17 protein-coding genes are annotated in these 22,948 nt (G+C 71.8%); 3 read left to right on the forward strand and 14 right to left on the reverse strand.

Annotation, left to right across the window (positions count from 1 at the left end; all coding sequences use genetic code 11):
* Positions 1 to 5 precede the first annotated feature (5 nt).
* The 3 genes from ACWCPN_RS18020 to ACWCPN_RS18030 form a co-directional block, all read right to left on the reverse strand.
* Positions 6 to 1,331, reverse strand: coding sequence for an ABC transporter substrate-binding protein (locus ACWCPN_RS18020; protein WP_451206999.1), 1,326 nt, complete (start codon positions 1,329 to 1,331; stop codon positions 6 to 8).
* A 49-nt stretch (positions 1,332 to 1,380) separates the two neighbouring features.
* On the reverse strand, positions 1,381 to 3,042 hold the full coding sequence (locus ACWCPN_RS18025; protein WP_451207002.1) for a glycoside hydrolase family 13 protein: 1,662 nt from the start codon (positions 3,040 to 3,042) through the stop codon (positions 1,381 to 1,383).
* Positions 3,043 to 3,185: 143 nt separating this feature from the next.
* On the reverse strand, positions 3,186 to 4,457 hold the full coding sequence (locus ACWCPN_RS18030; RefSeq protein ID WP_451207004.1) for an ABC transporter substrate-binding protein: 1,272 nt from the start codon (positions 4,455 to 4,457) through the stop codon (positions 3,186 to 3,188).
* 130 nt (positions 4,458 to 4,587) lie between these two features.
* On the opposite strand from ACWCPN_RS18030, the gene ACWCPN_RS18035 reads away from it, so the two are divergent.
* The 3 genes from ACWCPN_RS18035 (at position 4,588) to ACWCPN_RS18045 (ending at position 8,206) form a co-directional block, all read left to right on the forward strand.
* Positions 4,588 to 5,103 (forward strand): helix-turn-helix transcriptional regulator, encoded by a 516-nt coding sequence (locus tag ACWCPN_RS18035; protein ID WP_199210121.1) that lies wholly within the window; start codon positions 4,588 to 4,590, stop codon positions 5,101 to 5,103.
* Positions 5,100 to 5,849, forward strand: coding sequence for an ABC transporter ATP-binding protein (locus ACWCPN_RS18040; protein ID WP_451207007.1), 750 nt, complete (start codon positions 5,100 to 5,102; stop codon positions 5,847 to 5,849). Before ACWCPN_RS18035 ends, ACWCPN_RS18040 begins: the two co-directional genes overlap by 4 nt.
* Positions 5,850 to 5,923: 74 nt before the next feature.
* Positions 5,924 to 8,206: an FtsX-like permease family protein gene (locus tag ACWCPN_RS18045; protein ID WP_451207010.1), complete on the forward strand. Its 2,283-nt coding sequence runs from the start codon at positions 5,924 to 5,926 to the stop codon at positions 8,204 to 8,206.
* A gap of 51 nt (positions 8,207 to 8,257) precedes the next feature.
* Here ACWCPN_RS18045 and pgi read toward each other — a convergent pair whose 3' ends face one another.
* The 11 genes from pgi to uvrC form a co-directional block, all read right to left on the reverse strand.
* Positions 8,258 to 9,910: a glucose-6-phosphate isomerase gene (gene pgi, locus ACWCPN_RS18050; protein WP_451207012.1), complete on the reverse strand. Its 1,653-nt coding sequence runs from the start codon at positions 9,908 to 9,910 to the stop codon at positions 8,258 to 8,260.
* 243 nt (positions 9,911 to 10,153) lie between these two features.
* Positions 10,154 to 10,489 (reverse strand): RNA polymerase-binding protein RbpA, encoded by a 336-nt coding sequence (locus tag ACWCPN_RS18055; protein ID WP_003976875.1) that lies wholly within the window; start codon positions 10,487 to 10,489, stop codon positions 10,154 to 10,156.
* Positions 10,490 to 10,699: 210 nt separating this feature from the next.
* Positions 10,700 to 10,936, reverse strand: coding sequence for a preprotein translocase subunit SecG (gene secG, locus ACWCPN_RS18060; RefSeq protein WP_451207015.1), 237 nt, complete (start codon positions 10,934 to 10,936; stop codon positions 10,700 to 10,702).
* A 107-nt stretch (positions 10,937 to 11,043) separates the two neighbouring features.
* Positions 11,044 to 11,820, reverse strand: a complete 777-nt coding sequence (gene tpiA, locus ACWCPN_RS18065) for a triose-phosphate isomerase (RefSeq protein ID WP_451207018.1) — start codon at positions 11,818 to 11,820, stop codon at positions 11,044 to 11,046.
* Positions 11,821 to 11,825: 5 nt separating this feature from the next.
* Entirely contained in the window at positions 11,826 to 13,037 is a 1,212-nt protein-coding gene (locus ACWCPN_RS18070) for a phosphoglycerate kinase (protein ID WP_451207021.1), read from the reverse strand.
* A 144-nt stretch (positions 13,038 to 13,181) separates the two neighbouring features.
* The gene (gene gap / locus ACWCPN_RS18075) at positions 13,182 to 14,192 is read right to left on the reverse strand and encodes a type I glyceraldehyde-3-phosphate dehydrogenase (RefSeq protein ID WP_199210127.1); all 1,011 of its coding nucleotides are present in this window, start codon (positions 14,190 to 14,192) and stop codon (positions 13,182 to 13,184) included.
* Between the two features lie 296 nt (positions 14,193 to 14,488).
* On the reverse strand, positions 14,489 to 17,443 hold the full coding sequence (locus ACWCPN_RS18080; protein WP_451207025.1) for a M14 family zinc carboxypeptidase: 2,955 nt from the start codon (positions 17,441 to 17,443) through the stop codon (positions 14,489 to 14,491).
* Between the two features lie 151 nt (positions 17,444 to 17,594).
* Positions 17,595 to 18,584, reverse strand: a complete 990-nt coding sequence (gene whiA, locus ACWCPN_RS18085) for a DNA-binding protein WhiA (protein ID WP_365126414.1) — start codon at positions 18,582 to 18,584, stop codon at positions 17,595 to 17,597.
* A complete protein-coding gene (locus ACWCPN_RS18090) occupies positions 18,575 to 19,669 on the reverse strand; it encodes a gluconeogenesis factor YvcK family protein (protein WP_365126416.1) in 1,095 nt (364 codons plus the stop codon). Before ACWCPN_RS18090 ends, whiA begins: the two co-directional genes overlap by 10 nt.
* Positions 19,666 to 20,691 (reverse strand): RNase adapter RapZ, encoded by a 1,026-nt coding sequence (gene rapZ / locus ACWCPN_RS18095; protein ID WP_199210128.1) that lies wholly within the window; start codon positions 20,689 to 20,691, stop codon positions 19,666 to 19,668. The genes ACWCPN_RS18090 and rapZ overlap by 4 nt, the downstream gene beginning before the upstream one ends.
* On the reverse strand, positions 20,688 to 22,925 hold the full coding sequence (uvrC, locus tag ACWCPN_RS18100; protein ID WP_451207030.1) for an excinuclease ABC subunit UvrC: 2,238 nt from the start codon (positions 22,923 to 22,925) through the stop codon (positions 20,688 to 20,690). The genes rapZ and uvrC overlap by 4 nt, the downstream gene beginning before the upstream one ends.
* Positions 22,926 to 22,948 lie beyond the last annotated feature (23 nt).

The following is a 22,948-nucleotide window of genomic DNA, read 5'->3' on the forward strand; positions in this document are numbered from 1 at the left end:
TCCGGTCAGTCCTGGTAGGCCTTGGCCGCGGCGGCCTCGAGCTTCGCCGCGGTCCCCTTCGGGTCGGACGGGTCGCGCAGGAAGTCCTGCAGGAGCTTCCACTCGCCGGTGCCCTTGGTGCCGCCGAAGGCCGCAGGCGCCTGGTCGGACATGTCGAAGCGGACCGAATCACCGGCGCCGACGAGGGACTTGGCGGTGGCGCGGGTGACGTCGTCGCCGTAGGAGGCGAGGTCGAGCTTCCTGTTCGGGGACAGGAAGCCGCCCGCCTTCGCCCACACGGCCGCCGCCTCGGGGGTCGCCAGGTACTCCAGGAGCTTCATGCCGGCCTTCGCGTTCTTGCCGTCCTTGAGGACGACGGCCGCGTCGCCGCCGCTGACCACCGGTGCCCTGCCGCCGCCGACCGCCGGGAACGGGAAGAAGTCCGCGTCCTTGCCGATGCTCCGCTGGAACTGGTCGTGGGCGACGCCGGCGACGAAGTCGCCCTCGTAGACCAGGCCGGCCTGCGGCTTCGGTCCGAACACCTTCTCCACCGAGCCCGGGAAGTCGGTGTTCAGGGCGCCCTTCTGGCCGCCCGCGACGAGCTGCTTGTCCTTGAACAGCTTGCCGAGGGTGCCGAGTGCCTGGACGACGGAGGCGTCCGTCCACTTCAGCCGGTGCGCGGCGAGGGCGTCGTACTTCCCGGGGCCGGCCTGGGAGAGGTAGATGTTCTCGAACCAGTCGGTGAGGGTCCAGCCGTCCTGCCCGGCCACGGCGAAGGCGGCGAGCCCGGAGTCGGAGACGGTGTGCCCGGCCTTGAGCATCTCGTCGTACGTCTTCGGCGGCTTCACCCCCGCCTGGGCGAGGGCGTCGGGGCTGTACCAGACGGTCGACTTGTGGGCGGCCTTGAAGTAGAGGCCGTAGAGGGTGCCGTCGACGCTGCCGTACTTCTTCCACACGGGGGCGTAGCCCGCGTCCACGGACTTGCCCGTGGTGGCGGACAGCGGCTCGAGCCAGCCCTTCTTCGCGAACTGCTGCAGCACGCCGACCTGCGGGACCATCACGACGTCGGGCGCGTTGCCGCCCTCGATCTTGCTGCCCACGACCGTGGAGACGTTGTCGCCGGTGGAGACGAACTGGGTCTTGGCGCCGGTCTTCGCGGTGAAGGCGTCCAGCACCTTCTGGAAGTTCTTCTGTTCGCTGCCGGACCAGACGCCGGCCACGGTGACCGTCCGGCCGCTGAGCGCCTTGTCGCCGCCGCCGGCCGAGACGGGGCCGCCGCCGCAGGCGGTCGCGCCGAGCGCCAGGGCGAGGGCGGTGCAGCCGGTGAGCAGGGTGGTACGTCGTCGCATCATCGTTGATGTCCCTTCGGAAAGGTGGGAGTTGACGTGGAGCGGGGGGAGGTCAGAGGTCGGCGAGCCACCAGGCGGCGGTCGAGCCGGGCAGCACCCCGGCCGGGCAGGGCCCGCTGGACAGCAGGGGCGTGCCGGAGGCCGGTGCGGGCGTGGGCGAGGTGGTGAAGTTGACGGCGCAGACCAGGCCGTCGCCGCGGACGAAGCCGAGGACGCCGGGCGGGGTGTCCAGCCAGCGCAGCGTGCCCTCGCCCAACTGGGGCAGCGAGGAACGCAGTTGCAGGCCGTCGCGGTACAGGTGCCAGAAGGAGCGGGTGTCGGCGAGGGCGCGGTCGGTGGCGTACTCGGCGAAGTACTCCGGCTGCGGCAGCCAGGGCCTGGCGCTCTGAGCGCCGGAGGTGAAGCCGAACGGTGAGGCCTGCCCGGACCACGGCAGGGGCACCCGGCAGCCGTCGCGGATGCGGGCCCGGCTTCCGGTGCGGTGGAAGATCGGGTCGGTGAGCACGTCGTCGGGCAGGTCGACGACCTCGGGCAGGCCCAGTTCCTCGCCCTGGTAGATGTACGCGGCGCCGGGCAGGGCCAGCATCAGCAGCGCGGCGGCGCGGGCGCGGGCGGGACCGAGGCCGCTGCCCCCGGTGGCGGGTTCGCCGTAGCGGGTGACGGTGCGCACCTGGTCGTGGTTGTTCAGGACCCAGGTGACGGTGGAACCGGTGCCGGCGATGTCCTGCATGGCCTCGGAGACGACCTTGCGGAAGGCGTCGGCGTCCCAGGGGGCGCCGAGCAGGTCGAAGAAGAAGGCCTGGTGGAGTTCGTCGGGGCGGACGTACCGGGCGTGTTCGCGGGCGGTGGGCACGGAGACCTCGCCTACCAGCAGACGCTCGCGGCCGTCGCGGGCGGTGTACTCCTCGCAGGTGGCCCGCCACCGCCGCCACACGTCGTGCACCTCGGGCTGGTTCCAGGCCAGCGGGTTGACCGAGTCACGGGTGCGGGCGTCGGCTTCCGGGTCGTCCGAGTCGGGCAGTGCGGGGTGCTTGTACAGCCCGGCGGCGACGTCGATGCGGAAGCCGTCCACGCCGCGGTCGAGCCAGAAGCGCAAGGTCCGGTCGAACTCCTCGGGCGTCTGCGGGTTCCGCCAGTTCCAGTCGGGCTGCTCGGGCGTGAACATGTGCAGGTACCACTGGCCGGGCCGGCCGTCCGCCTCGGTGACCCGGGTCCAGGCCGGGCCGCCGAACATGGCGTGCCAGTTGTTGGGCGGTTCGGCGCCGCCGGGACCGCGGCCGTCGGCGAAGTGGAAGCGGGCGCGGGCCGGGCTGCCGGGCGCGGAGGCCAGTGCCTCGCGGAACCACGGGTGCTCGCTGGAGCAGTGGTTGGGGACGATGTCCAGCAGGACCCTGATCCCGAGCCGCCGGGCGGCGGCCATCAGCAGGTCGAACTCGGCGAGGTCGCCGAAGAGCGGGTCGACGTCGCGGTAGTCGGCGACGTCGTAGCCGTGGTCGTGCTGGGGCGAGGGGTAGAACGGGCTCAGCCAGATCCCGTCGACGCCGAGCTTCTTCAGGTACGGCAGTCCGGCGCGCACGCCGGCCAGATCGCCGATGCCGTCGCCGGTGCTGTCGAGGAAGCTGCGGACGTAGACCTGGTAGATCACCGCGTCACGCCACCAATGATGCCTGTTCAACCCTGGGGCCTGTCTCTGTGAAGGGCAGCAGTTATGCATGCATGTTAGGTAGGCGTGTCGCGAGGGTGTCAATGAAAAGAACGAACACTACTGCCGAGTTGGGGGAGCAAACAGGGACTTATTCGGGCATCCTGAGCACAGTTGAGACGTCGGCGTTACTTAACAAGTAACTACGGAGGTGACTATCGGCCCGCGACGGCGTCGAGTTCCCGCGCCAGCCGGCGCACCGCGGCCGAGGGCGTCTGCCGCCCGGTCAGCGCGTCGTGCACGACGGCCTGGACCACCAGGCTGACCTGGTCGTAGTGCGGACTCGTGGGGCGCGGCTCGGCCGACATGACGGCGGCGCGCAGGGTCGGCAGATAGGGGAACCGCGCGATCAGGGCGGGATCGTCGTAGAGGGCGGCGCGCACGGGGGGCAGCGCACCCCGCGTCAGCACCTGGCGCTGGACGCGCTCGCCGGTGAGATAGGCGATCAGACGCGCGGCCGAATCCGGATGCCGGGCGTGGGTGTTGACGGCCAGGTTGGATCCGCCGAGGACGCTCTTGCCCGGCCCGTCGGGTCCGGGCAGCGGTACCGCGCCGACCCGGCCGGCGACCTTGGAACCCCGGGCGGAGGCGGCCGCGTAGGCGTAGGGCCAGTTGCGCAGGAAGAGCAGCCGGCCGTCCCGGAAGGCCTCCTTGGACTCCTCCTCCTTGTACGTCAGCGCCGCCTTGGGGATCCAGCCCTCGCGCAGGCCGCGGGCGAGGAAGCCGATGCCCTCGCGGGCGGCGTCGGAGTCCACCGTGACGCGGGTGCCCTCGTCGCCGAGGATGGTGCCGCCCGCCGAGTAGACCGCCTCGGCCGCGTTGACCGTCAGGCCCTCGTAGGGCAGGAACTGGCCCGCGTAGCCGTCCAGGCCGTACCTGGGCGCGATGGTTCTCGCGTCGCGCTCCAGCTCGGCCCAGGTTCGCGGCGGCGGCACCCCGGCCCTGGCGAGCACGTCCTTGCGGTACAGCAGCAGCCCGGCGTTGGTGACGTACGGGACGGCGTACAGCCGCCCGTCGTACGTGGCGGTCCTCACCACCGGCTTCAGGAAGCCGCCGAGCGGGAAACGGTCCCCGGGCAGCGGACGGATCCAGCCGGCCGCCGCGAACTCGGCGGTCCAGTTGACGTCGATGTTGAGGACGTCGAACCGGCCCCGGTCTCCGCCGCGCAGGTCGGTGGTCATCTGCGCGTACGTCTCGTCGGCGGAGTCCGGCAGCTCGACGAGGGTCACCTTCTCGCCGGGATGGGTGCGGTTCCAGCCCCGCAGCAGCGGGCCGAGGTAGCTGGTCAGGTCACCGGCGGTGGCCAGGGTGAGCGGTCCGCGCCCGCCGGCGCCGGGTCCGCCGGCGCGGGCGCCGGAGGCCACGTACCCGGACAGGACCACGGCGAGAACCAGGAGCCCCCTACCGGCGGCGCGCATCCACCGCATAGGTTCCTCCCTGAACACGTACACCCGGCTCCGGGCACCCTCGCCCGGGAGTCAGAGGCCATGTATACCTGTTAGGTATGGGCGATACTAGGGCCTGGAGCACATTGGCGGAGACAGGAGGAGAGCACGAGTGCGCCTGCCCCTCCTGGCACTGCTCGCGCGTGGCCCCGCCCACGGTTACGAGCTGAAGCAGGACCTTGAGCAACTGCTGGGCTCCGCGTACCCTCAGCCGAACGTCGGCCAGATCTACGTGACCCTCGGCCGCCTCGAGAAGTCGGGACTGATCGAGGGCGAGGACGTCGAGCAGTCGAGCCGGCCCAACAAGAAGGTCTACCACCTCACCGACGCCGGGCGGGAGGCGCTGCACGCCTGGTTCGAGGAGACCGAGGACGAGCCGCGGGTACGGGACGAGTTCTTCATGAAGCTCGCGCTGGCCCCGCAGGCCGGTCTCGCCGACCAGATCGCACTCATCAACAGACAGCGGCGCCAGTACCTCAACACCATGCGCGATCTGTCGAAACTGGCCGCGGCCGAGAGCCGGGACAACCGAATCGCCCAGCTGCTCATCGAGGGCGCGATGCTGCATCTGCAGGCCGACCTCGACTGGCTGGAGCGGTGCCAGGAGGAACTGGAGGAACTGGAGTGAACGACGGCTCCGTTCCGCTGCTGCGCGCCGAGGGACTGGTGAAGACCCATCACGGCGAGGGCGCGCCCGCGCACGCCGTGCGCGGGGTGGGCCTGAGCGTGGCGCGCGGCGAGTTCGTGGCGATCACCGGGCCGTCCGGAGCCGGCAAGTCCACGCTGCTGCACCTGCTCGGCGGGCTGCAGCGGCCGGACGAGGGCAGCATCTGGCTCGACGGCCGGTGCACGGACTCCTTCAGCGAGGCGCGCTGGGCGGTGGAGCGCCGCAAGGCCATCGGGATCGTCTTCCAGTTCTTCAACCTGGTGTCGAACCTGTCGGTCGCCGACAACGTCGAGCTGCCCGCCCTGCTCGCCGGCGTGTCCCCGAAGCGGGCCCGGGCCGAGCGCGAGGAACTCCTCGGCGAGCTGGGTCTCGCGGGCAAGGAGCGCAGCATGCCCGGCGAGCTGTCCGGCGGTGAGCAGCAGCGGGTCGCGCTCGCCCGCGCCCTGGTCAACCACCCGCCGCTGCTGCTGGCCGACGAGCCCGCCGGCAGTCTGGACAGCAAGGGCACCCGCGAGGTGATGCGGCTGCTGTCCCGCTTCCACGGGCGCGGGCAGAGCATCGTCCTGGTCACCCACGACGCCCGGCTGGCCAGCGCCGCCGACCGCGTGATCAGCTTCTTCGACGGCCGGATAGCCGACGACGCCGTCCTGGACGGTCCCCCGTCCCGGAAGCCCGGGACCGCGGGCGTGCTGGAGCTGAGGGACTGATGGCGCGCGGACCGGCGGCGCACCGCCTGCCGACGGCACACCGGCCGTACGGTCACGGGACCGGGGACTGAGCCGTGCGAGCCACCCTGCGCTGGGCCCACTCCGATCTGCGCACGCACCGCGGCGAGGCGCTGTTCATCACGCTCGCCACCGCCGGCATCGTCGCCTCCCTGCTGCTGGCCGCGGCCCTGTTCGGCTATGCCACCAATCCCTGGCAGCGCACCTTCACCCAGGCCCGCGGCGCCCATGTGTGGATCCACACCGCCCCCTCGGCGGACGCCCGCAAGCTCGCCCGGCTGGACGGGGTCGAGTCCGTCGCCGGCCCCTACCCCACCGAGTCCGCCACCGTCGCCGGCCGCGGCACCCGGGCCGCCGTGGAACTGCGCGGCACCCCGCGGCTGCCCTCGGTCGGCCGCCCGGTGCTCACCGCGGGCCACTGGCTCGACCCCGGGCGGCCGGACGGCGTGGTCCTGGAGAGCCGGCTGGCCCGGGCGCTGCTGGCCGAGCCCGGCGACACCCTCGCGCTGCCCGGCACCACCCGGACGCTCACCGTGGCCGGCGTCGCGGACAGCGCCGAGCCCGGCTACAGCCCGGGTTCCCAGCCCGGCCTGGTCTGGGCGCTGCCGTCCGCCGTGCGCGCGCCCGGCGGCCAGGTGACCGGGCTGCGCCTCGGCGACCCGGCCGACACGGACTACGCGGTGCAGCGCGCCGTCACCGTGCTCGGCGCGGGCGCGGTCGGCGAGGTCTCCACCTGGCAGCAGGCGCGGGCCGCGGCGCAGGGCGAGAACCGGCTGCTCGGCCAGGTGCTGGGCCTGTTCGGGCTGGGCGCCCTGGCGGCCGCCGGGTTCGCCGTGCACGGCGCGATCGGCACCCGTATCCGCGGCCATCTGCGGGACATCTCGGTACTCAAGGCGATCGGCTTCACACCCGGGCAGGTGGTCCGGGTCTTCCTGCTGCAGCACCTGGCGTACGCGGCGCTCGGCGCCGTGGCCGCCGCGGCGCTCACCGAGGGGTGCGGCAGCCGGGTCCCGGGGCGGCTCGGCGACGCGGTGGGCGTGTGGCAGACGCTGCCCGGGCACACCGTCGCGCTGTCCGCCGTGCCCGTGGGCGCGGTGCTGTTCATCGGTCTGACGACGGGGCTCGCGGCCTGGCGGGCGGGCCGGGTGCCGCCGGTGCCGGTACCGCGGCCGTCCGCTCCGGCGGGCGGCCGGCTGACCGGCCTGGCGCGCGGCGCCCTGGGGCTGCGGCTGCCGGCCGCGCTCGTCCTCGGCTGCCACAAGGCGTTCGCGGGCCGCGGCCGGTCGCTGGCCGGCGTGGCCCGGCTGACACTGCCGCTGACGCTGATCGTGGTGGCGCTCAGCGCCTGGACGACCATCGACCGTTTCCACAGCAGCCCCGAGCGGGTGGGTCTGCCGGCCGCGCTGGCGGTCCGTTCGGACGGCGCTCTCGGCGACGCGGACGTACGGGCGGTGCTGGCGGCCGACCGCCGGGTGGCCGGCGCCTATCCGGGGGTCGAGGTGGCCGCGCTGGTGCCCGGCCAGACCGGGACGATCGCCCTGCGCGGCCTCGGCACCCAGGACCGGCCCTACCCGTACGCGCTCGCCGAGGGCCGGGCCGCGCGCGGGCCGGACGAGGCGGTGGCCGGGCAGGGCCTGCTCGACCTGCTGCACGTACGGGTCGGTGACTGGGTGCGGATGACGGTGGGCGAGCGGCCGCAGATCCTGCACATCGTGGGCCGCAGCCTCGAACCGCAGAACGCCGGCCGGGTCGTGACGACCTCGGTGGACACCCTGCGCGAGAACGACCCCGCCCTGTCCCCCGCGTTCTACCAGCTCCGGCTGCGCCCCGGCGCCGATCCGCAGCGGGTCGCGGCCGCCCTCGCCGCGGCCGGGCACGGCCACCTGGACGTGGCAGCCGTGCCGAACCCGGCGGACGGTCTGTCGCCGCTGCGCGCGGTCGTCGCCGGGCTGGTCGCGGTGCTCGCCCTCATCGGTCTGGTCGAGCTGCTCACCGCGATCGGCGGCGGTGTACGGGAGGGCGAGCGGGACGTGCTGGCCCTGCGCGCGATCGGCATGTCACCGCGGCAGATCGGCGCGATCACCGTCACGGCGACGACCTGCACGGCGCTGGCGGCGGCGGTCGCCGGGACGGCACTGGGGCTGCCGCTGGCGCACCGGCTGATCGACGCCCAGGGCGACTCCAGCGGCATCGGCGCCGGGATCGCCCAGTCGCCCCCGCCCGGTCTGCTGCTCGCGCTGGGCGCGGGCGCCGTGCTGGGTGCCGCCGCCCTCACCGCGCTGCCCGCCGCCCGGGCGGCACGCCGGCGGCAGGCGGACACGCTGAGCGCGGTGGCCTGAGCGCCGGGGCCGGGCCGGAGGCGCTCGCCTTCGGCCCGGCCGGCGCACGGATCACCCGCGGCCGCGCAGCTCCCGGTACGTGGCGACGAGCGCCCGGGTGGAGGCGTCCAGGCCGGGGACCTCCGCGCCCTCGGTCAGGGCCGGCTCGATGCGCTTGGCGAGGACCTTGCCGAGCTCCACGCCCCACTGGTCGAAGGAGTCGATGTTCCACACCGCGCCCTGCACGAACACCTTGTGCTCGTAGAGGGCGACGAGCTGGCCGAGCACGGACGGGGTCAGCTCGCGCGCGAGGATGGTGGTCGTCGGCCGGTCGCCGGGGAAGGTCTTGTGCGGGACCAGGTCGTCCGGCACACCCTCGGCGCGGACCTCGTCGGCGGTCCTGCCGAAGGCCAGGGCCTGGGTCTGGGCGAAGAAGTTCGCCATCAGCAGGTCGTGCTGGGCCTTGAGTTCACCGCTCAGCTCGCCGGCCGGTTCGGCGAAGCCGATGAAGTCCGCCGGGATCAGCTTGGTGCCCTGGTGGATCAACTGGTAGTAGGCGTGCTGCCCGTTGGTGCCGGGCGTGCCCCACACGACCGGTCCGGTCTGCCACTCGACCCGTCCGCCGTCCCGCGCCACGTACTTGCCGTTGGACTCCATGTCGAGCTGCTGGAGATAGGCGGTGAACTTCGACAGGTAGTGGCTGTACGGCAGGACCGCGTGCGACTGGGCGTCGTGGAAGTTGCCGTACCAGATGCCCAGCAGGCCCATCAGCAGCGGCACGTTGGACTCGGGGGGCGCGGTGCGGAAGTGCTCGTCGACCAGGCGGAACCCGTCGAGCATCTCGCGGAACCGGTCCGGGCCGATGGCGATCATCAGCGACAGGCCGATCGCCGAGTCGTAGGAGTAGCGTCCGCCGACCCAGTCCCAGAACTCGAACATGTTGTCCGGGTCGATGCCGAACCCGGTGACCTTCTCGGCGTTGGTCGACAGGGCGACGAAGTGCCGGGCCACCGCGGAGTCGTCACCGAGCGCGTCCAGCAGCCAGGCGCGGGCCGAGGTGGCGTTGGTGATCGTCTCGATCGTGGTGAACGTCTTGGAGGCGATGATGAACAGCGTCTCTGCCGGGTCCAGGTCGCGGGTCGCCTCGTGCAGGTCGGCGCCGTCCACGTTGGAGACGAAACGGACCGTGAGGTCGCGGTCGGTGAAGCCGCGCAGCACCTCGTAGGCCATGGCGGGGCCGAGGTCGGAGCCGCCGATGCCGATGTTGACGACGTTGCGGATCCGCCGGCCGGTGTGGCCGGTCCACTCGCCGGAGCGGACCCGCTCCGCGAAGCCCGCCATCTTGTCCAGCACCGCGTGCACCTTCGGTACGACGTTCTCGCCGTCGACCTCGATCACCGCGTCCGGCGCGGCCCGCAGCGCGGTGTGCAGCACCGCCCGGTCCTCGGTCGTGTTGATCTTCGCGCCGCGGAACATGGCGTCCCGCAGGCCGAAGACGTCCGTCGCGGCGGCGAGCTCGCGCAGCAGCCGCAGCGTGTCGTCGGTGACCAGGTGCTTGGAGTAGTCGATGTGCAGGTCGCCGACCCGCAGCGTGTACCCGGCGCCGCGCTCCGGGTCGGCGGCGAACAGGTCCCGCAGGTGGGTGTCGGCCAGCTCCTCCCGGTGCTTGGCGAGAGCGCTCCACTCGGGCGTCTGGTTGAGCCTGGTACGGCCGTCTGCGTTCATCTCGACGTCAGCCTTCTTTCCTGCGACCTGTCGTGCTGTGTACCTTGCCCCGCTGCCGGTCCCAACCTAGTTGATCAGCACCGGGGACGAGCGCTCGCGGCGTCGTCCACACGGGCAACAACAGGTACGTCCGGCTTGCGGGCAGGTGTCAGCACGAGGGCGGCGCGCATGCGGAAGGCGGCCGTGCGGGCCCCGCTACAGCTGCGGCCGGCCGCCCGTGGGCGCCCGGCCGGGTCGCAGGTCTCAGATCTCGCCGCGCAGTTTGGCGAGGGCCTCGGCGAGGATCGCCTCGCCGTCCGCGTCGCTGCGCCGCTCCCGTACGTACGCGAGGTGCGTCTTGTACGGCTCGGTGCGCGGCGGGTCCGGCGGGTTGTCCCGGTCCTGGCCGGCCGGGAAGCCGCAGCGCGGGCAGTCCCAGGTCTCGGGCACTTGCGCGTCGCTGGCGAAGCTGGGCTGGGTCTCGTGCCCGTTGGAGCACCAGAAGGAGATGCGCAGACGCGGCGCGGACTCGCCGCGCTCGGCCTCGCCCATCGGCCCCGCCCCGACCCGGCTACCTCGGATCGCGTTGCCACTTGCCACGGTCGTAACTCCCTGCGTGATGGTGCCGCAAAGCGAGTCGGCGTTTCACTTCGCTGCGAGCGCCTCAGTCTACGTAAGGCCCAACGCGCGTCCAGTGATTGGAGTTACCGGCCCCGCACCTAGACGCAAGCCCCATGATAGGCCGCGCACAGGAGCGCGTACCGAACATGGGGCCTTACGTACGGAATGGATGTACCTGGGCGGTGCGGATCAGCCGTTCGACTTCATCAGCAGGCCGAGGACGATGATGCAGGCGAACCACAGGAGCCCGACCACGATGGTGATCCGGTCCAGGTTGCGCTCGGCGACCGAGGAGCCGCCGACGGAGGACTGCATGCCGCCACCGAACATGTCGGAGAGGCCGCCGCCCTTTCCCTTGTGCATCAGCACCAGCAGCATCATCAGCAGGCTGAAGACGATCAGGGCGATCGAGAACCCCAGAACCACGGCTGGACCAACTTCCTCGGAATCGGATGGACGACGGGGGCACAGCACCGGGGCCGTGCCCCCGCAAGGGTACGACGAATCGCCGTTACCGCCTACTCACGGCAGGATCACTGGTCGCGGAACCGAACGATCTTGACGAACTCGTCGGCGTCCAGCGAGGCACCGCCGACCAGGGCGCCGTCGATGTCGGCCTGCGCCATGATCTCGGCGACGTTGCCCGACTTCACGGAGCCGCCGTACTGGATCCGGATCTTGTCGGCCAGTTCCTGGGAGTACAGCTCGGCGAGCTTGGCGCGGATGGCGGCGCAGACCTCCTGGGCGTCCGAGGCGCCGCAGACCTTGCCGGTGCCGATGGCCCACACCGGCTCGTAGGCGATCACGATCGTCTCGGCCTGCTCGGCCGGAACGTCCTTCAGACCGCCCTCGACCTGGGTGAGGGTGTGCGACACGTGGTTGCCCGCCTCGCGGACGTCCAGTTCCTCGCCGACGCACAGGATCGGGGTGAGGCCGTGCTTGTAGGCGGCCTTGACCTTGGCGTTGACGACGTCGTCGGTCTCGTTGTGGTACTGCCTGCGCTCGGAGTGGCCGATCGCCACGAACGTGCACTTCAGCTTGGCCAGCATCGAGCCGGAGATCTCGCCGGTGTAGGCCCCGGAGTCGTGCGCCGACAGGTCCTGGGCGCCGTACCTGATCTTGAGCTTGTCGCCGTCGACCAGGGTCTGCACGGAGCGCAGGTCGGTGAAGGGCGGCAGGACGGCGACCTCGACGGCCTCGTAGTCCTTGTCGGCCAGGGCGAAGGCGAGCTTCTGGACGTGTGCGATGGCCTCGAGGTGGTTGAGGTTCATCTTCCAGTTGCCCGCCATCAGCGGCGTGCGCGTGCTCATTAAGGTCAGTCCTCCAGTGCGGCGAGGCCGGGGAGCGTCTTGCCCTCGAGGTATTCGAGGGAGGCGCCGCCACCGGTCGAGATGTGGCCGAATGCGTTCTCGTCGAAGCCGAGCGTACGCACGGCCGCGGCGGAGTCGCCGCCACCGACGACGGTGAAGCCGTCGGTTTCCACGAGTGCCTGGGCGACCGCCTTGGTGCCCTCGGCGTAGTCGGGGTGTTCGAAGACGCCCATGGGACCGTTCCAGAAGACGGTCTCGGCGTCGGCGAGCTTCGAGGCGTAGAGCTCTCGGGTCCTCGGGCCGATGTCCAGGCCCTCCTGGTCGGCGGGGATGCTGTCCGCGGCGACCACGGCGTGCTCGGTCGGAGCCTTGGCCTTGAGGTCCGGGAACTCCCGGGAGACCACCACGTCGAGGGGCAGCAGCAGCTCGACGCCCTGCTTCTCGGCGCGCTCCATGTACTCGGTGACGGCCGGGACCTGGTCCTCCTGCAGGAGGGAGATGCCGACCTCGTAGCCCTTGGCCTTGAGGAAGGTGTAGGCCATGCCGCCGCCGATGAGGAGGCGGTCGGCCTTGCCGAGCAGCTCGTCGATGACGGCGAGCTTGTCGGAGACCTTGGCGCCGCCGAGCGCGACGACGTAGGGGCGCTTGACGTCCTCGGTGAGCTTCTTCAGGACGCCGACCTCGGTGGCGATGAGGTGGCCGGCGTAGTGCGGCAGGCGCGCCGGGAGGTCGTACACGGAGGCGTGCTTGCGGTGCACGGCGCCGAAGCCGTCGCCGACGTACACGTCGGCGAGGGCGGCGAGGCTGTCGGCGAACGCGCCGCGCTCGGCGTCGTCCTTGGCCGTCTCGCCCGGGTTGAAGCGGAGGTTCTCCAGGACGGCGACCTGGCCGTCGGTGAGGCCGGCGACCGTCTCCTGGGCGGACGGGCCCACGGTGTCGGCCGCGAAGGCCACGTCGGAGCCGAGGAGTTCACCCAGGCGGGAGGCCGCCGGGGCGAGGGAGAAGGCGGGGTCCGGGGCACCCTTGGGGCGGCCCAGGTGCGAGGCGACGACCACCTTGGCGCCCGCGTCCGCGAGGGCCTTCACGGTGGGCAGGACGGCGCGGATGCGGCCGTCGTCGGTGATGGTCCCGTCGGCGAGCGGCACGTTGAGGTCGGCGCGGACGAAGACCCGCTTTCCGCTCACGCCGTCGGCGAGAAGTTCGTCGATCGTCTTCATGGGGTGGACTCCTGAGGAGGGCTCTTGATGCCCCTGATCGTATGAGGGCGTGGTCCGTACGCGAGACAGGGCCCGGGCAGCGCGACGTTGCGCTGCCCGAGCCCTGCTCTCACTTCAAGGTCCTGCTGCTGTGATCTAGGGCGATCAGAGCTGGTCGCCGACGAAGACCGTGAGGTCGACGAGGCGGTTGGAGTAGCCCCACTCGTTGTCGTACCAGCCGAGGATCTTCACCGAGTTGCCGTCCTGAACCATGGTCAGGGAGGAGTCGAAGGTGCAGGAGGCCGGGTCGCCGACGATGTCCGAGGAGACGATCTCGTCCTCGGTGTAGGCCAGGAAACCCTTGAGGTCGCCGTCCTCGGAGGCCTTCTTGAACGCGGCGTTGACCTCGTCCTTGGTGACCTCGCGCTGGAGCTGCACGACGAGGTCGGTGGCGGAACCGGTGGGAACCGGCACCCGCATCGCGATGCCGTCCAGCTTGCCCTTGAGCTGCGGCAGGACCAGCGCGGTGGCCTTGGCGGCACCCGTGGTGGTCGGGATGATGTTCTCGGCGGCGGCACGGGCGCGGCGCAGGTCCTTGTGCGGGAAGTCCAGGATGCGCTGGTCGTTCGTGTACGCGTGCACCGTCGTCATCAGACCCTTGACGATGCCGAAGTTCTCGTCGAGGACCTTCGCCATCGGCGCCACGCAGTTGGTGGTGCAGGAGGCGTTGGAGATGACGTGGTGGTTCGCCGGGTCGTACTTGTCCTGGTTGACGCCCATCACGATGGTGATGTCCTCGTCCTTGGCCGGAGCCGAGATGAGGACCTTCTTCGCGCCGCCGGCGATGTGCTTCGCGGCGTCTTCCTTCTTGGTGAAGATGCCGGTCGACTCGATGACGATGTCGACGCCCAGCTCGCCCCAGGGGATGTCGGCCGGGTTGCGCTCCGACAGCACCTTGATGGTGTGACCGTCGACGGTGATGGTGTCGGCGGTGTGCGAGACCTCCTGCTTGAGGCGGCCCAGGATCGTGTCGTACTTCAGCAGGTGCGCGGTGGTCGCGGTGTCACCCAGGTCGTTGACAGCCACGACCTCGATGTCCGCACCCTGCTGCAGCAGTGCGCGGAAGTAGTTACGCCCGATGCGGCCGAAGCCGTTGATGCCTACGCGGATCGTCACGAACCGATCTCCTCGTTGGTACGCCGGCCATGCGGTGCCGGCGAGCTGTATTTGGGATGTCCCCGACCACCCCCGACCCTACCCCTCTGGGGGCCCTGAGGTGACATCGAGATGCCGCATACACGGGCAGGGGGTCCGTACCCGTCAGTAGGGTACGGACCCTCCCGGATCGGCATTCGTTTCACTCTCATTTGTTACGGAATGCGAGTGCCCGACGGAGCCTTTTTCACTCGTTCGTGAGCGGGTCAGCTCACCTGATGACCATGCTCCGCCGCACCGTTGAGAGGGGGCTCCGCTCACCTGTCGAGTGCGGCCAGCGCCTTCCTCACCACGGCTGCCCGGTCGGCGGCCGACGGCACCTGTTCCAGCCCGAATCCGAGCAGCACCGTGTCGTCGGTGGTGACCGCTCCGTAGGTCTGGAACAGGGCCCCGGTCCGCGTCCAGTCCTTCAGCACCGCCGGGCTGCCCGCGGGCGGTCCGGACACCTTCCAGGCGCCGAGTGACGACTCGAATCCCTCGGTGTCCTTCGCCGTGCCCCCGACGACGAGGGAGGCGTCGTCGGCGAGGACGCCGTGTCCGCCGCCGCCCGGGTCGGTGACGTAGGCGATGGAGACCTCCACCGTCCGCCCGGCGTAGGCGCTGAGGTCGAAACCGGTCTGCCGCCAGCCGCCGGAGCTGCCGGTGAGGCTGTGCCACGAACCGGTGGTGCCGGTCGCGGCGCAGGTGTTGTCCCCCAGGGTCAGGTAGTGCCCGAGCCACGGGTGCTCCCCGACCAGGAAGCCGGCTCCGCACTCGGCGGGTACGGCGTCGGTGGTGGCCCCGCCCGTCTCCGGCAGGGTCGTCCAGTCGTCGGCGCCCGCGGTGTGCGCCTCGATCACCGCGTGGTCGTAGCCGGGTTCGGTGTCCCACAGCAGGCGGGTGGAGAGGGTGGGCCGCTCCGCGGCGGCGACACCGGTGAGGTCGATGGTGCGGGTGAGGCGCTTGTAGGCGTCGTCGGTGTGCACCGCGGCCGCCATGGCGGAGCCGCTGTACGGGCCGTAGGGGTTGACGGTGCCGGCGAACCTGCCCGCGCCCTCGCTCCTGAACCGCGGATGGGCGGACGGGGACAGCTCGTCGGAGGTGACGCCGTAGGTGCCGGCCCTGTCCAGCGGGTTGCCGGGCGCGTCACCGAGGGCGCCGCTGTAGCCGTCGAGGGCGCCGGAGCCGGTGAAGCCGGTGGCCCCCTTGGTCGAGGTACGGCTGTAGGCGCCCAGGTAGTACTGGCTGAAGTCGTTCGAGAGGGTGCCGTCGCCGAGGTCGACGCTGCCGCCGGCCAGTTCGCCGGCCTCGATCAGTCTCCCGCCCTCGTTGAGGTAGGCGCGGAGCTGGAGCTGGGTGGCGTTGCCCGGTCCGGCCGTGCCCGAGTAGTGCACGACGGTGCGGAAGTGCTTCAGCACGCCGAGGGCGTCCGGGGCGCCCCGGCCGGCCACGTCCCACACGATCGCCCGGTGCCCGGCCGCCCGGAGCGCGTCCACGTACTTCCGCGCCTCGGCGGCGGTCGCGCCCTCCTCGGCGACGACGAGGGTGTCCGCGCGGGACCGCTCGGCGACGGTGTACGTGAAGTGCGGGCCGGTCACCTTCGCGCCCTTGCCGGCCCTGCCGGTGAACCAGACCTCGACCCGGTCGCCCGGCCTGCCCTCGCGCACCGTGGCCCGGTACTCGTCGAAGTAGAGGTTGTCCTCACCGCCGTAGGTCCGGCCGCCCTTCCAGGGCCGCAGCGGCCGCTGGTGCGTACGGCCGTTGTTGACGCGGTACTTCAGCTCCTTGTCGCGGACCGCCCTGCGGACGACGGCCGAGACCTCCTGGCCGGCACCTCGCGCGTACGACGTGGTGAAGGCGGCCGGGGTGATGTCGGCGGCGTCGAGGCCGACCGCGGAGACGGGCCGGTCCGGGTGGGCGGCGGTCTCGGCGACGGAGAGCGCGAAGGGGACGTTCTTCGCGAACTCCTGCTGGATCAGCTTCTCGTCGTCGGGGAAGTTGAACACCGACTGGCAGTCCTGCGGCTTCCAGGCGTCGTCCGGATCGACGTCCGAGGCGGTCTGGCAGGTCGACATCTCGGGGGTGAACATCGAGACGCCGTTGACGTTCGCGGCATGGCCGTCCGCCTCGCCGTTGGTGGTGTACAGCTCCGAGGAGAGCTGCGAGTGGTAGCCCGGGACGGCCGGTTCGGCGGGGGTGCCGGCGAGTGCCCGGTACAGGACGTCGTCGGGGGTGGGGGTGGCCACCTGCCAGCCGACGCCGTACAGCAGGAGTTCGGCCGCGGAGTGGTAGTTGACGGCGTACTTGAACCCGACCCGCTTCTCGAGGGCGTCGAGGGCCCTGGTCTCGGGCTCGGACCCGGGGCTCGCGCCGCGGTAGGTCTGGCTGGTGGGACTGGGGGACGAACCCTCGTCGTCGTAGCCCCACTTGTAGGCGAAGTTGCGGTTGAGGTCGACGCCGTCGCCGGTGCTGATGACACCGTCGCCGTTGACGTCGCGGAGGTTCTTGCGCCACAGCCGGTTGCCGGGGCTCTTGAAGGTGTAGTCGTAGCCGTCGGGATTGGCCGAGAGGACGAACCACAGCTCGGTCGAGTCGACGATCCTCCTGATCCGCCGGTCGGTCCGGTAGTTGTCCAGGTAGTAGTGCATCAGCCGGCGGGTCGTCTCCGGCGTGATCCACTCGCGCGCGTGCTGGTTCGACATGTACAGCACGGAGGGCTTGGAGCCGTCCTTCGACTTCCTGGCGTCGCGGGTGAGTCTGAGCGCGAGGATGTCCTGGCCGCCGACGGTCCTCCCGACGGACTCGACCTTGGTCAGGCCGGGGTTGGCGCGGGCCGTCCGCAGGATCTCCTCCTTCAGTCCGCCGGCACCGCTGTACGGGCGGAACACGCCCTGGGCGGCGCCCTCCAGGCGGGCCTCGGTCCGGGCCGACAGGGTGTGCTCGGTGAGCCGGACGCCCTGCCCTTCGAGCCTCCTCGCCTGGCGGTCGGTCAGGTAGACCTCGACGGCGGTCCGGCCGGCGGCGGCCACCTGTGCGGACAGCTCCCGGCCGTCCTGGCCGGCCGCGAGGAGCAGGGGTAACTGCTGACGGGTGACCTGGGCGCGGAAGACCTTCACCTCGTCGGGGTGGGACGGGGCGGAACCGGCACCCTGGGCCTCGGCAACGGGCGTGAGGCTCGCGGCTCCGGCGAGAAGCGCGCCGACAGCGAGGATCGATCTCGCTCTGTGTCTCATGAACCCCCCTAGGGCCTGGCCGCCACAGTGGCGGCCAGGCTGCCAGGTTCATGTCACTCCATGATCGAGTCAAGGGCGCCTCACGGACACGCAAACGCCGGTGCCGGCAGCCCAAGTGGGCTCCGGCACCGGCGAGTTGGAGTGAAGTGGGTCAGCCCGCCAGGTTGTCCGCCAACTCGTCCGAGAGGTTGGACTCGGTGCCCGGGATGCCCATGTCGGAGGCGCGCTTGTCGGCCATCGCCAGCAGCCGGCGGATCCGGCCCGCGACCGCGTCCTTGGTGAGCGGCGGGTCGGCGAGCGCACCCAGCTCCTCCAGGGAGGCCTGCTTGTGCTCCATGCGCAGGCGCCCGGCGGCCGCGAGGTGCTCGGGCACCTCCTCGCCGAGGATCTCCAGCGCGCGCTGGACCCGGGCGCCGGCGGCCACCGCGGCGCGGGCCGAGCGGCGCAGGTTGGCGTCGTCGAAGTTGGCGAGCCGGTTGGCGGTGGCCCGCACCTCGCGCCGCATCCGGCGCTCCTCCCAGGCCAGCACCGACTCGTGCGCGCCGAGCCGGGTCAGCAGGGCACCGATCGCGTCGCCGTCGCGGACGACCACCCGGTCCACCCCGCGCACCTCGCGGGCCTTGGCCGCGATGGACAGCCGGCGGGCCGCACCGACCAGGGCCAGCGCCGCCTCCGGTCCGGGGCAGGTCACCTCCAGGGAGGAGGAGCGGCCCGGCTCGGTCAGCGAGCCGTGCGCCAGGAACGCCCCGCGCCAGGCGGCCTCCGCGTCGCAGGTGGCCCCCGAGACCACCTGCGGGGGCAGGCCGCGGATGGGACGGCCGCGGCCGTCGACGAGGCCGGTCTGGCGGGCCAGCTGGTCGCCGCCCGCCACCACCCGCACGACGTAGCGGGACCCGCGGCGCAGGCCGCCGGGCGCCATCACGATCAGTTCCGAGCTGTGGCCGAAGATCTCCAGGATGTCCCGCTTGAGCCGGCGGGCGGCCATCGCGGTGTCCAGCTCCGCCTCGATCACGATGCGTCCGCTCACCAGGTGAAGGCCGCCGGCGAACCGCAGAATGGCGGAGACCTCCGCCTTCCTGCAGCAGGTCCGGGTGACGGGTAGCCGGCTGATCTCGTCCTTCACCGCTGCCGTCATCGCCATGGGCCGATCCTTCCATGCATCCGAAAAATACGGTCGTACGCGGCGGCCAACAGCTCCGGGTCGTGCCTGGGGCTTCCGTCGGTCCGGGCCACCGGCGCCAGCTCGACCGCGGCTCCGAGCCGCTTTGCGGCCTCGGTGAGCGAGTCGCGGTCGGGCACGGCGGCCTCGTCGGCCAGCACCACGTCCAGGGCGAGTTTAGGGGCGTGTCGCCCCAAAACCTCCAAATGACGCTGCGGGGAGAAGCCCTCGGTTTCTCCGGGCTGCGGGGCGAGGTTCAGCGACAGTACACGGCGCGCCTTGGTCGCGGTGAGGGCGTCCAGCAGCTCGGGGACGAGCAGATGCGGGATGACCGAGGAGAACCAGGAGCCGGGGCCGAGCACCACCCAGTCCGCGTCCAGGACGGCGGCGACGGCCTCCGGGACGGCGGGCGGGTCGTGCGGCACGAGGTGCACCGACTGCACCTCGCCCGGGGTGAGGGCCACCGTCGCCTGGCCGCGGACGGTGTCCACGTCCTCGGGGCGCTCCGGGTCGTGCCCCTTGACCAGGGCCTGCAGCTCCAGCGGCACGGCGGACATGGGCAGCACCCGCCCGTGCGCGCCGAGCAGCCTGCCCACCAGGTCCAGAGCCTGGACGTGATCCCCGAGCTGCTCCCACAGGGCCACGATCAGCAGGTTGCCGACCGCGTGGTCGTGCAGGTCGCCCTGGGACTGGAAGCGGTGCTGGATGACCCGGGCCCAGGTCTGGCCCCAGTCGTCGTCCCCGCACAGCGCGGCCAGCGCCTTGCGCAGGTCACCGGGCGGCAGCACACCCAGCTCGTCGCGCAGCCGCCCGCTGGAGCCGCCGTCGTCGGCCACCGTGACGACGGCGGTGAGGTCACCGGTGATCCGGCGCAGCGCGGCGAGCGAGGCGGACAGCCCCATGCCGCCGCCGAGCGCGACGACCTTGGGCTGGGCACCGCGCCTGCGGGGCCGGCCGCCGCGTGCCTCGGCGGGGCGTGCCGCCCCGCCGTCGGCCGTCGAGCGGCCCGAGCGGCTGTCCGGCGCCATCCGGCGCAGCCGGCTCAGCCGCCGTGTACGTTCCGTCATTCCCGTCCCATGTCCCGGTGTACGACCACCGTCTCCACGCCCTCGGCCACCAGGCGCGCGGCGAGCTTCTCCGACATCGCCACCGAGCGGTGCTTGCCCCCGGTGCAGCCGATGGCGATGGTCACGTACCGCTTGCCCTCGCGCCGGTAACCGGCCGCGATGAGGCGCAGCAGTTCGGCGTACCGGTCGAGGAACTCCTTGGCGCCGGGCTGGTTGAAGACGTACGCGGCGACCTCCTCGTTGAGGCCGGTGTACGGGCGCAGCTCCGGGACCCAGTGCGGGTTGGGCAGGAAGCGCATGTCCGCGACCAGGTCGGCGTCGACCGGGAGGCCGTACTTGAAGCCGAAGGACATGACGGTGGCCCGCAGCTCGGGCTCCTCCTCGCCGGCGAACTGGGCGTCCATCTTGGCGCGCAGCTCGTGCACGTTGAGGCTGGAGGTGTCGATCACCAGGTCGGCGTCGCCGCGCAGCTCGCGCAGCAGCTCGCGCTCGGCGGCGATGCCGTCGACGATCCGGCCGTCGCCCTGCAGGGGGTGCGGGCGGCGCACCGACTCGAAGCGGCGCACCAGGGCGTCGTCGGAGGACTCCAGGAAGACGATCCGCCGGGTGACGTGCTTGGCCTCCAGGTCCGCCAGGGACTCGCGGAGGTTGTCGAAGAAGCGGCGGCCGCGGACGTCGACGACGACCGCGATCCGCGCCACGTTGCCCTGGGAACGGGCGCCCAGCTCGACCATGGTCGGGATGAGGGCGGGCGGCAGGTTGTCGACGACGAACCAGCCGAGGTCCTCCAGACACTTCGCCGCCGTCGACCGGCCCGCTCCGGACATGCCGGAGATGATCACCAGCTCGGGGATGGCCGCCTCGGCGGGGCCGGCCGGTGTGACGTCCGTACTCACCTGTGCTCCGTTGTCCTGAACCGGCTGCCGCGAGTCCGCTCCGGCCGTCTGCCGCGGCTGGTTCCCGCCCGCTTCCCCGTGCGCCTGTTCTCGCTGTTCCGTGGGGTGTGCGTCGTGCTCGGTCATGTCTCCTGCCCCCGTCGTTCGTCCGGGAGGCCCGCGCTCACGGGCTCCCCCGCGGAACCCGCCGTCGTTCCGGGTTCCTCGTCCTCAATGATCTCTCCGGTCGCCGTGTTCACGGCGGGTCCGGCCGGGACCGCCCCGGCGAGGGCCGCGGCGATGGTCTCGGCCGTCTTGCGGCCTATCCCCGGCACTTCCTGGATCTGCTCGATTGTCGCGGACCGCAGCCTCTTCACCGAGCCGAAATGCTTGATGAGCGCCTGTTTGCGGGTGTCGCCGAGGCCGGGCACGTCGTCCAGGGGGCCGGCGCGGAAGCGTTTGGCGCGTCGGGTGCGCTGGTAGGTGATCGCGAAGCGGTGGGCCTCGTCGCGGACGCGCTGGAGCAGGTACAGGCCCTCGCTGGTGCGGGGCAGGACCACCGGGTCGTCCTCGCCGGGCACCCAGACCTCCTCCAGGCGCTTGGCGAGGCCGCACACGGCGATGTCGTCGATGCCCAGCTCGTCCAGCGCCCGGCGGGCCGCGGCGACCTGCGGCTGCCCGCCGTCGACGACCACGAGCTGGGGCGGGTAGGCGAACTTCCTGGGACGGCCGTCGTCGTCCTTGAGCGCGCCGTCGATCACTTCCGCGCCGGTGAGCGGGGCCGTGGTGCCGTCGACGGGCGCGGGTCCACTGCCGACGGAGGCGGGTCCGCCGTCGACGGGCGCGGACCCGTCGGCGGTGAGCGGGGCACCGCCGTCAGCGGGTGCGGACCCCGCGCCGGTGAGCGCGGGCCCGCCGGCGCCGAGGGCGATCCCGCCGCCGGCCGTCACCTCCTCGCCGTCGGCCCACTCCCCCGTGCGCTCCTTCTCGGCGAGGTAGCGCCGGAAGCGGCGGCCGATCACCTCGTGCATGGAGCGGACGTCGTCCTGCCCGGCGAAGCCCTTGATCTGGAAGCGGCGGTACTCGCTCTTGCGCTGCAGCCCGTCCTCGAAGACGACCATGGAGGCGACCACGTCGTCGCCCTGGAGGTGCGAGATGTCGTAGCACTCGATCCGCAGCGGCGCGCTGTCCAGGTCGAGGGCCTCGGCGATCTCCTCCAGCGCGCGCGAGCGGGTGGTCAGGTCGGAGGCGCGCTTGGTCTTGTGCAGGGCGAGCGCCTGCAGGGCGTTGCGCTGCACGGTCTCCATGAGGGCCTTCTTGTCGCCGCGCTGCGGCACACGCAGCGAGACGTTCGCACCGCGGCGGCCCGCCAGCCACTCCTGGACCGGTTCGACCGGCTCCGGCAGGGCCGGGACCAGGACCTCCTTGGGTACGGCGTCTCCGCTCTCCTCGCCGTAGAGCTGCTGCAGGGCGTGCTCCACGAGGGCGCCGGTGGTGACCTCCTCGACCTTGTCCGTCACCCAGCCGCGCTGGCCGCGCACCCGGCCGCCGCGCACGTGGAAGATCTGCACCGCCGCCTCGAGCTCGTCCTCGGCGACGGCGATGAGGTCGGCGTCGGTCGCGTCGGCGAGCACGACCGCGTTCTTCTCCATGGCCTTCTTCAGGGCCCCGATGTCGTCGCGCAGGCGGGCGGCCCGCTCGTACTCCATCTCCTCCGCGGCCTCCGTCATCCGGCTCTCCAGCCGGCGGAGGTAGGTGCCGGTGCGGCCGGCCATGAAGTCGCTGAACTCCTCTGCCAGTTCCCGGTGGTCCTCGGGGGAGATCCGGCCGACGCAGGGGGCGGAGCACTTGCCGATGTAGCCGAGCAGGCAGGGCCGGCCCGTGCGGGCGGCGTTCTTGAAGACACCGGCCGAGCAGGTGCGCACCGGGAAGACGCGCAGCAGAAGGTCGACGGTGTCCCGGATGGCCCACGCGTGCGCGTACGGGCCGAAATACCTGACGCCCTTCTTCTTGTGACCGCGCATCACCTGGACGCGCGGGAACTCCTCGTTCATCGTCACCGCGAGGTACGGGTAGCTCTTGTCGTCGCGGTACTTGACGTTGAACCGGGGGTCGTACTCCTTGATCCAGGAGTACTCCAGCTGCAGCGCCTCGACCTCCGTGGACACCACGGTCCACTCCACGGACGCGGCGGTGGTCACCATCGTCCGGGTGCGGGGGTGCAGGCCCGACAGGTCCTGGAAGTAGTTCGCCAGGCGCTGGCGCAGGCTCTTCGCCTTTCCGACGTAGATCACCCGGCGGTGCTCGTCGCGGAACCTGTACACCCCCGGAGAGTCCGGGATCTCACCCGGCCTGGGGCGGTAGCTGGAGGGGTCGGCCATGCTTCACACCCTACTGGCGAGCA

Source organism: Streptomyces sp. NPDC002386 (assembly GCF_053593175.1).

Coding starts and splice junctions, on each gene's coding strand:
- ACWCPN_RS18020 (WP_451206999.1), bottom strand. CDS start 1,331: ATGATGCGACGACGTACCACCCTGCTCACCGGCTGCACCGCCCTCGCC.
- ACWCPN_RS18025 (WP_451207002.1), bottom strand. CDS start 3,042: ATGCATAACTGCTGCCCTTCACAGAGACAGGCCCCAGGGTTGAACAGG.
- ACWCPN_RS18030 (WP_451207004.1), bottom strand. CDS start 4,457: ATGCGGTGGATGCGCGCCGCCGGTAGGGGGCTCCTGGTTCTCGCCGTG.
- pgi (WP_451207012.1), bottom strand. CDS start 9,910: ATGAACGCAGACGGCCGTACCAGGCTCAACCAGACGCCCGAGTGGAGC.
- tpiA (WP_451207018.1), bottom strand. CDS start 11,820: ATGAGCACGCGCACGCCGCTGATGGCGGGCAACTGGAAGATGAACCTC.
- ACWCPN_RS18070 (WP_451207021.1), bottom strand. CDS start 13,037: ATGAAGACGATCGACGAACTTCTCGCCGACGGCGTGAGCGGAAAGCGG.
- ACWCPN_RS18080 (WP_451207025.1), bottom strand. CDS start 17,443: ATGAGACACAGAGCGAGATCGATCCTCGCTGTCGGCGCGCTTCTCGCC.
- whiA (WP_365126414.1), bottom strand. CDS start 18,584: ATGGCGATGACGGCAGCGGTGAAGGACGAGATCAGCCGGCTACCCGTC.
- ACWCPN_RS18090 (WP_365126416.1), bottom strand. CDS start 19,669: ATGACGGAACGTACACGGCGGCTGAGCCGGCTGCGCCGGATGGCGCCG.
- rapZ (WP_199210128.1), bottom strand. CDS start 20,691: ATGACCGAGCACGACGCACACCCCACGGAACAGCGAGAACAGGCGCAC.
- uvrC (WP_451207030.1), bottom strand. CDS start 22,925: ATGGCCGACCCCTCCAGCTACCGCCCCAGGCCGGGTGAGATCCCGGAC.